Source organism: Paenibacillus sp. S02 (assembly GCF_019454065.1).
In the GTDB taxonomy this organism is placed as follows: domain Bacteria; phylum Bacillota; class Bacilli; order Paenibacillales; family Paenibacillaceae; genus Paenibacillus; species Paenibacillus polymyxa_B.
On sequence record NZ_CP073682.1, the window covers coordinates 1,994,922 to 2,008,911 of the forward strand.

A 13,990-nucleotide genomic window follows, 5' to 3' on the forward strand; every position below is an offset into this window, starting at 1 on the left:
ATGGTTATACCATCCATACCCCGTGTAAATGATTCCGTATATGCGCTGATTCCAGGAGAAAACAGTCTGATCGGGCAGGATTTACTTCAACAAAGTTTGTTGCAGGTATCTGCTACAACAGATGTGTATGCTCCTTTTGATCATAAGTTCTTCTATGGAGTTGTTTATTCGACTAATGAAAGAATTAATTTGAGTGCCAGTGCTAAGGCAAAGGCAAAACTGCAGTTCTATACTCTCGATGAATGAACGATAAAACATCACTTTCTCATAAAGGAGTAATAAGGGGATATTGTCATATAGAATATGGGAATACTGGTAAATGGAGAAAAGTGTATTTAGCACACTTTTTATTTACTGATCGTTCTCAATATGTTAAATTAATTGAAGGAGGGAAATGAAATGTCGAGAAGTAAGGAGTTTGATGAGACCGAGGTATTGGATAAAGCGATGCAGCTTTTTTGGGAACAAGGCTACGAGAAGACCTCAATGACAGACTTGGTTAAGCATATGGGAATCCATCGCAGAAGTTTATATGACACATTTGGAGACAAACATACCCTTTTTCTGATGGCGCTGGATCGTTATGACAATAAAATCAGTGATTCTCTTTCAAGAGGAGTTAATCGATCCCAAAATGCTAAGGAAGCACTTCAATCTGTTATTAACATTATGATCTGCGGAGAAGAAAATTCGCCAACAGGATGTCTAATGGTAAATTCGGCAGTGGAGTTGGCTGTGCGTGATGCTGCTGTTAATGAAAAATCTATTTGCGCGTTCTTAAAAGCAGAGCAACTCCTCAAGGAAATCATTCTTTGGGGGCAGAAAGAAGGTGAGTTCACCTCTGAGTACGATGCTGAGGAATTAGCGGAATATCTGCATAATGTAGGAGTTGGGTTAAGAAGTATGCTAAGAACTTCAATTCCTATAGAGAAGCTTCAGCGCATAGCCAATATGTCAATGAGGATTTTGGAAACATGAACAACCCTTTATTTTTCATTTTTTAGAATGAATGTTCTTGTATTTTGTGTTATTTTGAGCACAAACTAAAACCCACAAACAAAATTGTGCACTCAATTTGATACCATTATTATTGCTAATATTCGCTGTGACTTAGAAAATACCATGAATCGATAATTGTTCACACAAAAAATAGAGGTGAAATTGTAGAATGAAAAAAACTGTACTTATTACAGGAGTATCAGGTGGAATTGGGAAAGAGTTAGCGGATCGTTTCGCTAAGGATGGATTTAATTTGGTGTTAGTGGCTCGTAGTAAGGGGAAACTTCTTGAGCTTGCAAAGGAATATCAGAAGAAGCATGGAACCCATGTGGTAGTCATTGCCAAGGATGTTGCGTCACCTGGCGTACCTGAGGAGATTTTTACAGAACTTAAGGAGAAAGGGATCGTAGTTGACTACCTTGTTAATAATGCCGGCTTCGGCTTATATGGAACATTTTTGGAGACGAACCTGGAAGAAGAAACGAATATGATTGATGTTAATATTAAGGCTTTGACAATTATGACAAAACTGTTCTTGCCGGACATGGTCAAAAGAGGTCAGGGCGGCGTGATGAATGTAGCTTCCTTGGTGGCTTTCTTTCCGGGACCTATGATGTCCATTTACTACGCAACGAAAGCATATGTTTTATCATTCACCGAAGCTCTTGAAAACGAACTGAGTGGTACGGGAGTGACTGTGACGGCATTATGCCCAGGAGTTACGTCAACCGGCTTTGTAGACCGTTCGGGCATGGGCGATTCAAAATTGATAAAGAATGGTGCAATCATGGAGGCTGGTCAGGTGGCTGAGGAAGGGTATAGGGGCTTCTTGCGTGGCGATACTATCATCATACCTGGGACTCGCAACCGACTAATGGCCTTTATTCCGCGGTTACTGCCACGCAAATTGGTTACCCGTATGGTTAGATCCACACAAAACAGAACGGGGCACTGATTTCACTTTCTACAAGCTAAATTCGCATTCTGCAATAATTATCAAAAGCTTTTTATCAAGTATGAAGAATAATTGTGCTCTGTCGTGGGGAAGATGTAAGTTTTCTTAAGAATTTCAACCGCTTAAAAGTTAAAGATACAAGTCAAATTCCCTTGATAAAAATACTTTACTGATCGTTCTAAAAATGATAAGATTGCTCTAGGTTAAAAAAACCTTCATTATGATCAAAATAGAACGATCATTCTCTAACGGTCGTTCAATTAAAAGGAGAGAATTGCATGAAGTATACAGTAATTACAGGAGCAAGTTCAGGAATTGGTTATGAGACTGCGTTGGCGTTTGCTGCTCGGGGAAAAAACTTGATCATTGTTGCCAGAAGATTAGATAAGTTAGAAGAACTTAAATCAAAGGTTAAGGAGATAAATTCAGATCTTGATGTTGTTGTTGTTACAAGTGATCTCTCGGTTACTGATCAGGCATACAATTTATATAAGGATTTGAAGAGATATCAAATTGAAACATGGATTAATAACGCAGGGCTTGGAGAAGGAGCCTTTGTTGCTGATCAAAAATTGGAAAAAGTAGAGAATATGCTGAGAGTGAACATTGAATCCTTGACTATTCTTTCTACGCTCTATGTTAGAGACTATGCTGATGTAGAAGGCGCTCAGTTGATTAACGTATCTTCAGCACTTGGATATGCTATCGCTGTAGGCAGTGTCACATACTCTGCATCCAAATATTATGTTAGTGCCTTTACTGAAGGGCTTGCTAAAGAATTGGAACTAAAAGGTGCAAAATTAAAGGCGAAAATTCTAGCACCAGCTATTACGGAGTCAGAATTTGCACAAAAATCAATAGATGCTGAAGCTTTTGATTTTAAAGCAAACATGCCTAAATATCATACTTCTAAGCAAATGGCTGGTTTCATGGTGGAGCTGTATGATAGCAACGAAGTGGTAGGAATTGTAGATCAAAATTATACTTTCAATTTAAGAGGACAAATTTATCCAGTAATTTCAGAATTTTAAATCTAGTTGTAAATCTGTGCAAACTCAATTAATCTCACTTAAATAGGAGGAATAAAATGGAAAAATTATGGAGTAAAACAAAAATTGGAAACATGGAATTGCCTCATCGACTAGCGATGGCGCCAATGACACGCAGTAGAGCACAAGAAGATGGTACACCTGGAGAGTTGGCTGCACTTTATTATGCTCAACGTGCCTCCTTGGGACTTCTAATTACGGAAGGCGCACAACCATCAGACGATGGTCAAGGATACTTAATGACACCTGGAATCTATACAGAAAAGCATATTGAAGGATGGAAAAAGGTGACCAGTGCCGTACATGAAGCAGGCGGATACATCTATATCCAGTTAATGCATGCTGGTCGTGTGTCACACCCTGACAATACACCGCACCATCGACAACCTGTCGCGCCATCTGCAATTGCTCCGGGGATAGAAACGTTTACAGCTACAGGTATGCAGGAGATCCCGGTACCACGTGAACTAAGTAAAGAAGAAATTCAAACAACCATTCAAGATTATCGAAAAGCCGCGGCTGCAGCTATTGCAGCAGGTGCAGACGGTGTTGAAATTCATGGAGCAAACGGATATTTAATTAACCAATTTATTGGAGAAAATTCAAACACGCGGACTGATGAGTATGGTGGTTCTATAGAAAATCGCGCTCGCTTTGCGATTGAAGTAGCCAAAGCTGTCGTTGATGAGATTGGCCCAGAGAGAACTGGCTTCCGCATTTCTCCAGGGACGCCTCTTGGCGGAATTCAAGATGGTGAACAAGGGCCAGAGCTTTACCGTTACTTGACGAAAGAATTAGCTAAATTGAATTTAGCATATCTTCACGTCATGCACCTTGGAAATGATGAATTGCTCCAAGACATTCGTTCTTTATGGACTAATCCGCTATTAGTCAATCGGGCTGGGCGGACAATAGACAATATCAGTGTTGATATTGACAGCGGCCTTGCTGATTTAGCACCTGTTGGAGTATGGTCATTAGCTAATCCGGATTTCGTAGAGCGACTTAAAACAGGCGCTCCATTAAATGAAGCAGATTCTGCAACATTTTATGGCGGCGGAAGCAAGGGGTACACGGATTATCCTACCTTGAAAGAATTAGAGCACAAGGAAAGTAAGTAACTGGATTTAAAATAAAATTGACAATTATTGAAATGCTCAAAATGGCGTACAACTGAAAAATTGTACGCCATAAATTTATCTATGAAAAAAACGACTTAAAGAACAATTTTTTAGAGAAATCCTATTTGGATACAGCCTCTTGGATCAGCATAAAGATCAGTGCTTGACAAGTAAATTGTTCTATGCCAATAAGTATTTGCTGCTTTAAGGAACTACTCCAGGTCATTCTAGAACCTGATATTTGCTTCATTAAAATTAGTTGTGCACATACAAATATTAACTGATTAATTATGGAAATATCTTTTATCAAGCATTGCTTTTTGTGCTTTGATCCATCTGCACCTCTATAAGGAAACAAAAGGAAGGATGTCAATTAACAATGAAAACACTTATGAAAGCAGCTCAAATTACTAAATATTCAAAAAAAATCCATGCTCAAGTCAATGATATTCCTATTCCAGAAATTGCTGACAACGAAGTTTTGGTAAAGGTCAAATCTGCCGCCGTTAACCCGCTCGAAATGTTAGTTATTACAGGTAGCGTGAAACTGATTCAAGATTATAAATTCCCGCTGACACTTGGTAATGAATTGGCAGGGATTGTTGAAAAAGTAGGTAGAAATGTAAAAGGATTTTATATAGGTGATGAAGTGTACACACGACTACCACTAAATAAAATTGGTGCTTTTGCGGAATATGCTGCGATTGATGCTGATGCAATTGCGCCTATGCCTAAAAATTTGTCCTATGCAGAAGCCGCTGCAGCAGCATTGACTGGGCTTACGGCGTATCAAGGCTTGCATGAAGAACTTGAGGCACAGTCTGGAAAGTCTGTATTTATCCCAGGTGGATCGGGTAGTTTTGGTCAAATGGCTGTCCCGATTGCAAAGGATATGGGGCTAAAGGTTATTGTTAGTGGTAACTCACAAGCACGCGAACGTACTTTAGAAATTGGTGCAGACCAATATTTAGATTACACTAAGGAAAACTATGTTGATTTGTTGTCAAATATTGATTATGTGATAGATACCTTGGGAGCCAAGGAATTCGACAATGAATTGAAAATTATTAAACCAGGGGGAAGACTGCTCTCTCTGAAAACGGGACCAAATAGACGTTTTGCAGAAGATCATCATTTTCCATGGTGGAAACAAAAGCTATTTTCTGTTGTTGGAGCAAAATATGATAACAAGGCCAAAAAGAAAAATGTGGAATATCGTTTTATCTTCGTTCGTTCTGACGGCGCACAGTTAAAAGAAATTACCAAAATTATTGAAAAAAATAATATTGTTCCACCGCTGCATCCAAAACAGTTTACTATTAGCGAAATAAATGAAGCGTTAGAATTAGTCGCAAATGGACGTCTGAAGGGGAAGGTGATTATAAATTTCTAAGGAGAACACGATGAAAGCAGTCCAAATAAACGGTTACTCGAAAAAGCTGGAGGCTCACATCAATGATATACCCATCTCCAGAATAGACAAACATCAAGTACTAATAAAAATGTATGCTGCAGGTGTTGATCCACATCTCAAACTAGCGATTAATGGAAAGGTGCGTGTATTTGACCAATATAAGTTTCCATTAACCCTAGGCATTGATGTTTCAGGTGTAATTGAAGCGGTGGGTCAAGAGGTTAGAAATTTAATAACGGGTGACAGAGTATATGCGCTACTGCCCCTGAATACAATGGGAGCTTTTGCAGAATACGTTGTTGCTGATGCAAGTATTGTTGCGAAAATGCCCGGAAATCTTTCTTTTGAAGAAGCCGCAGCAGTTCCATTATCAGCTTTGACGGTTGTGCAGGCATTGAATGTACTGAAGGTGAAAGCTGGCTCGAAGCTGTTCATTCCCGGTGGAACGGGGGGCTTCGGACAAATTGCCATTCCGTATGCAAAATCAAAAAAACTTTTCGTAGCTGTCAGTGGTGATGAATCGTCTCGCCATGTAGCATCATCTATTGGTGCAGACCATTTTATTGATTATCAAAGGCAAGATTATGTTAAGCTACTGAAAGATTTCGATTACGTGATTGACACCCGAGGTGCAAGCGAGTTCAGGAAAGAATTAAGTATATTAAAATCTGGTGGGAAATTGTTATCATTGATTGCTGGGCCCAATGCAGGTTTTGCAGCTCGACAAGGTGGATTTTCAACGATACAGAAAATTATTTTTAGTGCGATTGGAATGCCATTTGACATAGCGGCGTATCTTCAGCATAAAACATATGATTTCTTATATGTTCAGCCCAATGGCATTCAATTAAAAAATATTACTCAATGGATCGATGAAACAGGTGTGAAACCAATAATTGATTCGACATTTCCATTTTCACAAGTGAATGAAGCTATTGCAAAAATCGCACAAGGAACTGCAAAAGGGAAAATTATTCTAACTACCAAGGAGGTAGAAACAACAAATATTTGACAAAGCTTATTAATTTTATTGTCAAATGTTATCCATGACTCAGATATCCCAAGAGTAGGTATTTCACGTTATACCTATAAGTTTTCTGAATGCTCACTTCAATGTATAATGAATGCACGAGGTGATGATTATGGCAAGACATAAAGAATTTGAGGTAAATGAAGTATTGGATAAAGCAATACATCTTTTTTGGGTGCAAGGTTATGAAAAAACTTCGATGCAAGAATTGGTTGAATATATGGGGATTCATAGAAGAAGCATCTATGATACTTTTGGTGATAAGCATGCTTTATTTATGAGTGCACTTAAAAGATATGAAGCTATTCAAAATAACAAAATGAGGCTATTGGTTGAGAAGCAAGAGCCGGTTAAACAATTATTACAATATTTTTTGCAGACCACTTTAGAGAAAGAAGGAGATCCTCAAGGGTGTTTCCTCGTGAATTCTGGTGTGGAACTAGGCATGTTAGATCAAGAGGTATCTTCTTTTGTTGAAGATAGCTATACAAAAACTGAAAAATTATTATACGAACTTATTCTTATTGGTCAGCAAACAGGTGAGATCGCAGCTAAACTTGACCCTGAGGTCCTTTCCCATTACTTTATGAATGCTTGGCTAGGATTACGTACAATGGTCAAAACAGCAACCAATCAAGAGAAGTTATCGGGTATTATTAATACAACACTAAGTATTTTAGATTAAAAAACGAATCTTAAAGCCCCTGATCTGAATTGGGTAGGTCAGTGGTACTTTAAGAACGATCTCTGCGCGAGAAGTGAATAAAATTCAAATTATGTGATGAATGAAGGAAGCTCGACTTTATTAAAGATAATCTCAAGTAATTATATGGAAATAATAGAATGAACATTCTATATTAGATAACTTCGTTAGCTGCATGTATGGCATTATGAATAGTTCGAAAAAGTAAGATGTTCTGCTCAAAAAAACTAAAGGAGTAAAAAAATGAATATTTCTGAACAAGTCGCTTTTGTTACTGGTGCGAATAGAGGTCTTGGTCGCCAACTTGTACTTGAACTTCTCTCCAGAGGGGCTAAGGTTTATGCGGGGGCTAGAAATCCTGATTCAGTTGACATTCCCGGAGTAATACCTGTAAAACTTGATATTACGAACCCTCAGGAGGTATCAGCAGCTATTCTAGCAGCAAAGGATGTTACGCTTCTGATCAATAATGCAGGCACGTCTACCGACACTTCTTTACTTGACGGAGAACTAGATAAAATACACTTGGAGTTTAATACACATGTCTTTGGTACATTATCTATGGTCCGTGCTTTCGCACCTATTATAGCAAAAAATGGTGGAGGTTCAATTCTGAATATTCTTTCAGTGTTATCTTGGGTTAGTATGGGAAGGGAAGGCGCTTATACGGCTGCAAAAGCGGCAGAGTGGGGACTGACAAACGTATTGCGCTTAAATCTGTATCCCCAAAAAGTGAGAGTCGCTAGTCTTCATGTGGGATTTATGGACACAGATATGACGGCAGGCGTTGAAGCTCCTAAATCCAATCCTGCGGATATTGCCAAAATTGCTATTGATGGTTTAGAGTCAGATAGCTTTGAAATTATTGCCGACGATGTAAGCCGCACTGTACAAAGTGGTCTTGCAGGCGGTGTTGCTGCAATATACCCACAGCTCACCTAAAACACGCTGTAATGGGTTCTAAACTTTTGACTAACAAAGCAGTTGAAAAAGGTTTCAGTGTTTACATTAAGCTATGTTTGCAGCATGTTAGTAGAGACTATTTCAAGAAGTTACATCGGGTTGCTTTCCATGTAAGACCGCTTGAGAAAGTGAAAGGTGAGCCCAATACTAAACATAACTTCTCTGCAGATAGCCAATTACCGATAGAAGATTTAATTATTCTCTCAGAAGCTATTAAAACATTGAGACCATCCGAAAGAAAGGTACTTTATCTTAAATTTATGCAGGACCAGACAGATTAGGAAATTGCAGAATCTCTGGGGAGTACTAGACAAGCGGCTACCAAGTTAAGAAAGAAAGTATTACTAAAATTAAAAAGCCACCTGGAGAAACTGAAGTGCACCCCTTAGAATAGACATTGGAATAAACCCCTGGTTTATCCGATGAAATCTAGGGGGTGCATTTTTTATGCCAGGAAAAAAAGAACAAAGTTTAAGGAGTGAGTATACGTTTGAAACCAAGATAGAGGCTATACGACTCCATATCGAAGAAGGTTGGACGTATCGTAGACTGATGGAGAAGTTTGGGATCGCAGATCGACATCGATTAAAAGAATGGATGCGCAAATACAAGGAACTTGGTGAATTCGGGCTAATGGACCAGCGAGGGCGACGTAAGGAGTACATTGATCAGGATAGGTATGTACAGAAGTTGAAACGGGAAAATGACATGCTAAAAAAGTGTTTGGAAATCTGGATACAGGAGATGAAGCGCACAAATATGTAACCATTGAGAAAGCTGCGAAAGACTATCCCATTAGCAAACTATGTACGCTTTTCAAAGTCGCAGGTCTTGGGAATCCGCTCACAAATTCGCCGGAAGCATCGCTGCAACTATGCTTCTTCTACGGAAGGTCGTGTGGCGAAAAATCTGCTAAAACAGGATTTCAAGGTGGACAAACCTAATCAAAAATGGGTCACAGATATCACGCAATATCGTGTGGGGGATTGCTGGTTATATTTGTCTGCGATTAAAGACTTGTTCAATAAGAAATTATCGCGTACCAGTCGAGCCATAGAAATGATAACGAACTGGTTTTACAGACGTTTCGACAAGCCTGGAAACAGCAAAAAGACGTGACTGGCCTCATCGTTCACAGCGACCAGGGATTCCAGTACACGTCCCATGCGTACCATGACATGTTGCCAAAGGTTGGCGCCCGGATCAGCATGTCTCGCCGAGGCAATTGTTATGATAATGCCTCGATGGAGAGCTTCTTCTCGCATCTCAAAACGGAAGGGCTCCTATCCATATGATATCCGAAATATGGACGAGGCACAAAGGAGAATAGAAGAATATATTCGATTTTACAATCAAAGTCGACCACAACGAAAGTTAAATAAGCTGCCTCCAAGAGAGTATTCGGAAGCAGCTTATAGCCTAGGGTCTTTTTCAGTGTCTATAAAATGGGGTCTTGACCAAAGGAACAGCTACGAATACAGGGGGCATTTTTATTCAAAATGTTAGCTATGGTTATAATGGACAATTAGTTTTCAAAAATGTTTGGATAGCACCGACGAGTATCAGCAAACCGTTGCTGACTCTATATTTATTGAACAAGAAGGCATTATCATTAAAAAAGATGGAAGGACTATTAACACTCAATTTTCCAATTCAAATGAATTACTTGATAAGTACCATATTAAACTGATAAGCTGGGACTCTACCCCACCAATCAAGGATAATTTTCCTGAAGCCAAATAATAAGGAAGATGAAAAATTCCTTTTTTCGAGAAGGGGCTTTATTAGACCACAAACGAGACTAATTCTCGCTTGTTTAGCAATAATCAGTTTTCAACGCGTGTATATTATGTCATTATCAAAGCTGCAAAGGACGACTACACGAGTAACTTAAAACAAAATTATAAAGCACTTGAAATTCCTTATGGTGATTTTTTTTGCGTCCCCGTATAATTCTATAAATCTAGTAACATAACTATGACATTTGGGGGATATAGCTTCTTTACAGGAGAAGGCATAAAATCCATTTCCGTTACTCGGGAGCTATGAAACAGCACCACAGAACTTCAATACTTGCGAGCCAGATGGTTATGATTCCGCAAAGTGCAGGTTTATTAATGAGGCGATCCTTACCTTCATTTTCTTCTGGTAGGTTCTACTTCCATCAAAAGAATCTACTAATCGCTTGTACTCTTCTTAACTCCGGCCAATTTATTCACAACTTTGTAACCTTCTCTGGCAGGGGGGTTGCGAGATTGTTTTCAAATTGTTTTACTATATTTACCTACTATAGTCTGGTAATCTATTAATATATATAGGGGGAACGAAAAGACGTCCGGTTCAGTCGGTTCAGATGCGTTTATGTTCTATATGTTGAGTGAATGTCTATATTGCCATGTCCATATCGTCATGTCTGTATAACTTCATAGACAAGCTAGAGATAGCTCCCGCACATTATAAAATACAGCACAGGATGGTGTAATGAATGAAGCTTTTAAAAGTAAAATGGATGGCTGTATGCTTGATGGCAATCTGTTGTTTGGGGTTGCTAGGTATACATACGAATACGGCGAGTGCACAAGCGAAGGCTCCTTTGCTTGGAGTCAATGATGTGTTGCTAGATTCGAATACCATTCAGCCTGTAATGAAAAATGATAAGTTGTATGTTCCTATCGTTACATTAGGGCAAAAGATGGGGATTTCTACTTCGGCCAACGGAAATACATTGGTACTGACTGGACATAATCGCAGCTTTACGCTGGATTTGAACAAGGGGGATGTGTTCGAGCGTGGAGATCGTACAATGGTGCCAATTCGCACTTTGACCGATGCGTTCGGGTTCACTATTACGCTTCCAACAAGTAATCTGTATCGAATTCAGAACGCAAATGCTAGTTTGTCTGATGCACAATTTTTAAATACATTCGCGACACAAATTAAACAGTACGCAGCTGTCAAACCGGGCAAATCCAGCAATACAGGCAACAAGGGAACTGCCTCATCATCCAGCCGTACGATTTATTTGAGCTTCGATGACGGTCCTACGGCGCATACTTCGCAGCTGCTGGATATTTTGGACAAATATAATGCGAAGGCTACTTTCTTTATGCTGGGACCTGAGATTCGTCAACATAGCGCAGTGATGAAAAGAATGGTAGAGGCGGGTCACGGTTTGGGCTTGCATGGGATGACGCATCAGGTGAAGAAAATCTATGCATCCCCGGCAGCAGCACTCGCAGAGATGAATCAGGATAACGAGATTTTATTTCAGGCCACAGGGAAACGCACTTCTTTGATTCGTACACCTTATGGCAGCAAACCATATTTGAAGAAAGCATACCGCGATCAACTGACGGGTGCAGGCTATCATATTTGGGACTGGAATATCGATTCCAATGATTGGCGTTATACTAAAAATCCAGAGCATTTTGTACAGACTGTCCTAAGTGATATTAGAAGATTGAAAAAGCAAGGCAGAACACCAGTCGTTCTTATGCATGATAAGCCATCTACGATCAAGGTTCTTCCACAAATCATGGCCGCTTTGCAGAAAGAAGGATATTCGTTCGAGCCGTTGAATGATAACCTGACTCCGCTTAATTTTTGGAATGATCATCGTTAATTGAATAGCATGAAAGAAAAGACACCTTTTCAACCATTATATAGTGGTTTTGAAGGTGTCTTTTTGTTGTATTCGCTCGGAATTGTGAAGTTTGCAGCATTCTTTATATGAATCTATGAATTCATGTCTATGCACAGGTCATATGACTTTACGGGTTACCACGTCGCTGCATATATTACAGTAACCGCCCCGAGAGGAGGAGAGGTATGAATATTAATCCGAGTATGTTTAGTATGATTTGTGCTACCGCAGGAGCCCTTATTACGTTTGCCTTTGGCGGCTGGAATCAGCTAATGGTGCTATTCACGGTTGCAATGGCTGTTGATTATGTGACTGGAGTCGCCGCAGCAATTAAGACTGGGCAAGGTTTAAGCAGTAAAGCCGGCTTTTGGGGGCTGGCGAGAAAGGCTCTAATGCTAATGGTAATTTCTTTGGCGCATCACGTGGATCTCCTGATGGGTACCGAAATCATGAAAGGGGCAGCGACGTATTTTTATTTATCCAATGAATTAATCTCTATTACGGAAAACTGTTCACGAATGGGTCTGCCGCTCCCACCGAAGCTCAAGAATTTTTTTGCCCTATTAAAGGACAAGGAGTCTGATGGTAAAAATGGCGGAAAAGATCACTAGAATTACAAAGTTTCTTTCCGTATGTGGGGCGTTATGATAAAATTTTCAAGAGAACATTTTAAGATAAGGAGCCTATACGCATGATTAAACATATTGTTTTGTTCAAATTGAAAGACCGCTCCCCCGAAAGCATTGAGCACACAGCATCCATCTTGCGCAGCATGAACGGCAAAATCAAAGAGCTGCTGTCACTCGAAGTAGGTGCGGATGTGATTCGTTCGGAACGTTCTTATGATATTTCCCTTACCGCTGTTGTCGAAACACTGGAGGATTTGCAAACGTATCAGGTACACCCTGTGCACCAGGAAATTATTGTACACATGAATGAAGTGAAGGATGTATCTATCGCAGTTGATTATGAAATCTAAAGCGATTACTGGAGGTGCAGGACCTTGTATTATGTCAACCGGGAACAAATTGAGCTTCGACTAGGGGCTGTTCCCGACATTGTCGCCGGACTTCGCCAGACTTCTGCTGCCTGGAACGGCGATCTGTTGCAGGGGCTAGTGCAGGAGCGCTGTCTTCATCTGGCAATTGAGACGGTAACGGACGTAGGAAGCTATATCATCGACGGATTTATTATGCGTGACGCTAGTAGCTATGAGGATATTATCGGTATCATTCATGAGGAAGGTGTACTGGATGATACCGTATTTCATTCGCTAGTAGAGCTGGTAGGCTTACGTAAACCCCTAGTACAGGAGTACTTCCATTGGGACCGGACAAGCCTTCACCCGCTTACACTAAAGCTGCCTGGGTTGCTGGAGCTTTTTGCATCTAACGTGCATGATTATTTAAATAAGGAATTGGGTCCCCAGCCCGAGGGAGTGTAAAGGCAAAAGTGACGGATAAGTATATCGTACCCGAAATGCCCACTAGGCGCATGATCATGACATTATTAAAAACCCAGGGACCTGTGGGCGTCGGAAGCTTGGCAGCTCAATTGGGCATTACCGAAATGGGAGTGCGCAGGCATCTCAAATTGATGGAGCAGGATGGTCTGATCGTGGCTACGATCGTGAGACAGGCTATGGGACGCCCGACGTTTTTATACAGCCTGAGCGAGCAGGGAAGCGAGCAGTTTCCTCGTAATTATGATCATCTGTTACTGGAACTGTTAGAGGAGCTGGACGAAGAGCAGGGAATGGAAGCTGTTTACTCGCTGTTTGATGGTAGAAAACGTAAAATGATGAAGCGCTACGCCCCTCACATGGAGGGGAAGACTACACTGGCCTCACGTGTGGAAAAGCTTTCGGGCATCCAGAATGCTTCCGGATATATGGCAGAGTGGCGCGAGGAAGAGGATGGTAGCTACTCTATTGTGGAATACAATTGTCCTATCTCTCAAATTGCAGGCCGTTACCGCAAGGCTTGTGAATGCGAGCAGCAAATGTTTGAGGAGCTGCTTGATGCCGAGGTTGTTCGTGAGGATTGTTTGGCGGATGGGGGCCGTTGTTGCCTGTATCGTATCCGCTCTAAAAAAAAGTAAAACTTTTCAGGCT

General features: G+C 40.4%; 18 protein-coding genes. All 18 read left to right on the plus strand.

Annotated elements, in window-relative coordinates; genetic code table 11:
• The 18 genes from KAI36_RS08805 to KAI36_RS08890 all read left to right on the plus strand — a co-directional run bounded on the left by KAI36_RS08805 (nt 1) and on the right by KAI36_RS08890 (nt 13,977).
• Nucleotides 1-246, plus strand: a complete 246-nt coding sequence (locus tag KAI36_RS08805) for a hypothetical protein (protein WP_220027529.1) — start codon at nt 1-3, stop codon at nt 244-246.
• Complete coding sequence (locus KAI36_RS08810; RefSeq protein WP_220027530.1) at nt 243-398, plus strand: hypothetical protein; 156 nt, start codon at nt 243-245, stop codon at nt 396-398. The genes KAI36_RS08805 and KAI36_RS08810 overlap by 4 nt, the downstream gene beginning before the upstream one ends.
• A 1-nt stretch (nt 399) precedes the next feature.
• Entirely contained in the window at nt 400-978 is a 579-nt protein-coding gene (locus tag KAI36_RS08815; protein WP_103048045.1) for a TetR/AcrR family transcriptional regulator, read from the plus strand.
• A 190-nt stretch (nt 979-1,168) separates the two neighbouring features.
• Entirely contained in the window at nt 1,169-1,954 is a 786-nt protein-coding gene (locus tag KAI36_RS08820; RefSeq protein WP_103048044.1) for an SDR family NAD(P)-dependent oxidoreductase, read from the plus strand.
• A gap of 278 nt (nt 1,955-2,232) precedes the next feature.
• Nucleotides 2,233-2,985, plus strand: coding sequence for an SDR family NAD(P)-dependent oxidoreductase (locus KAI36_RS08825; RefSeq protein WP_103048043.1), 753 nt, complete (start codon nt 2,233-2,235; stop codon nt 2,983-2,985).
• Nucleotides 2,986-3,041: 56 nt separating this feature from the next.
• Complete coding sequence (locus KAI36_RS08830) at nt 3,042-4,124, plus strand: alkene reductase (protein ID WP_103048042.1); 1,083 nt, start codon at nt 3,042-3,044, stop codon at nt 4,122-4,124.
• 379 nt (nt 4,125-4,503) lie between these two features.
• Nucleotides 4,504-5,517 carry an NADP-dependent oxidoreductase gene (locus KAI36_RS08835; protein ID WP_220027531.1) on the plus strand — a complete coding sequence of 338 codons (1,014 nt, stop codon included), beginning with the start codon at nt 4,504-4,506 and terminating at the stop codon, nt 5,515-5,517.
• Nucleotides 5,518-5,527: 10 nt separating this feature from the next.
• Entirely contained in the window at nt 5,528-6,550 is a 1,023-nt protein-coding gene (locus tag KAI36_RS08840; RefSeq protein ID WP_220027532.1) for an NADP-dependent oxidoreductase, read from the plus strand.
• Between the two features lie 130 nt (nt 6,551-6,680).
• On the plus strand, nt 6,681-7,253 hold the full coding sequence (locus KAI36_RS08845; RefSeq protein ID WP_103048040.1) for a TetR/AcrR family transcriptional regulator: 573 nt from the start codon (nt 6,681-6,683) through the stop codon (nt 7,251-7,253).
• Nucleotides 7,254-7,514: 261 nt separating this feature from the next.
• Nucleotides 7,515-8,213, plus strand: a complete 699-nt coding sequence (locus KAI36_RS08850) for an SDR family oxidoreductase (RefSeq protein ID WP_103048039.1) — start codon at nt 7,515-7,517, stop codon at nt 8,211-8,213.
• A 468-nt stretch (nt 8,214-8,681) separates the two neighbouring features.
• Nucleotides 8,682-8,999, plus strand: a complete 318-nt coding sequence (locus tag KAI36_RS08855; protein WP_258382272.1) for a helix-turn-helix domain-containing protein — start codon at nt 8,682-8,684, stop codon at nt 8,997-8,999.
• Nucleotides 9,000-9,304: 305 nt separating this feature from the next.
• Nucleotides 9,305-9,529: a transposase gene (locus KAI36_RS27685; protein WP_481856520.1), complete on the plus strand. Its 225-nt coding sequence runs from the start codon at nt 9,305-9,307 to the stop codon at nt 9,527-9,529.
• A 10-nt stretch (nt 9,530-9,539) separates the two neighbouring features.
• The gene (locus KAI36_RS27690) at nt 9,540-9,740 is read left to right on the plus strand and encodes an IS3 family transposase (protein ID WP_220027533.1); all 201 of its coding nucleotides are present in this window, start codon (nt 9,540-9,542) and stop codon (nt 9,738-9,740) included.
• Between the two features lie 979 nt (nt 9,741-10,719).
• On the plus strand, nt 10,720-11,856 hold the full coding sequence (locus tag KAI36_RS08870; protein ID WP_220027534.1) for a polysaccharide deacetylase family protein: 1,137 nt from the start codon (nt 10,720-10,722) through the stop codon (nt 11,854-11,856).
• A 206-nt stretch (nt 11,857-12,062) separates the two neighbouring features.
• Nucleotides 12,063-12,488, plus strand: a complete 426-nt coding sequence (locus tag KAI36_RS08875) for a phage holin family protein (RefSeq protein WP_076292550.1) — start codon at nt 12,063-12,065, stop codon at nt 12,486-12,488.
• 80 nt (nt 12,489-12,568) lie between these two features.
• The gene (locus KAI36_RS08880) at nt 12,569-12,856 is read left to right on the plus strand and encodes a Dabb family protein (protein ID WP_220027535.1); all 288 of its coding nucleotides are present in this window, start codon (nt 12,569-12,571) and stop codon (nt 12,854-12,856) included.
• 24 nt (nt 12,857-12,880) lie between these two features.
• A complete protein-coding gene (locus KAI36_RS08885) occupies nt 12,881-13,321 on the plus strand; it encodes a DUF86 domain-containing protein (RefSeq protein WP_104495896.1) in 441 nt (146 codons plus the stop codon).
• Between the two features lie 8 nt (nt 13,322-13,329).
• Nucleotides 13,330-13,977, plus strand: a complete 648-nt coding sequence (locus KAI36_RS08890) for a helix-turn-helix transcriptional regulator (protein ID WP_025722989.1) — start codon at nt 13,330-13,332, stop codon at nt 13,975-13,977.
• Nucleotides 13,978-13,990: the final 13 nt, after the last annotated feature.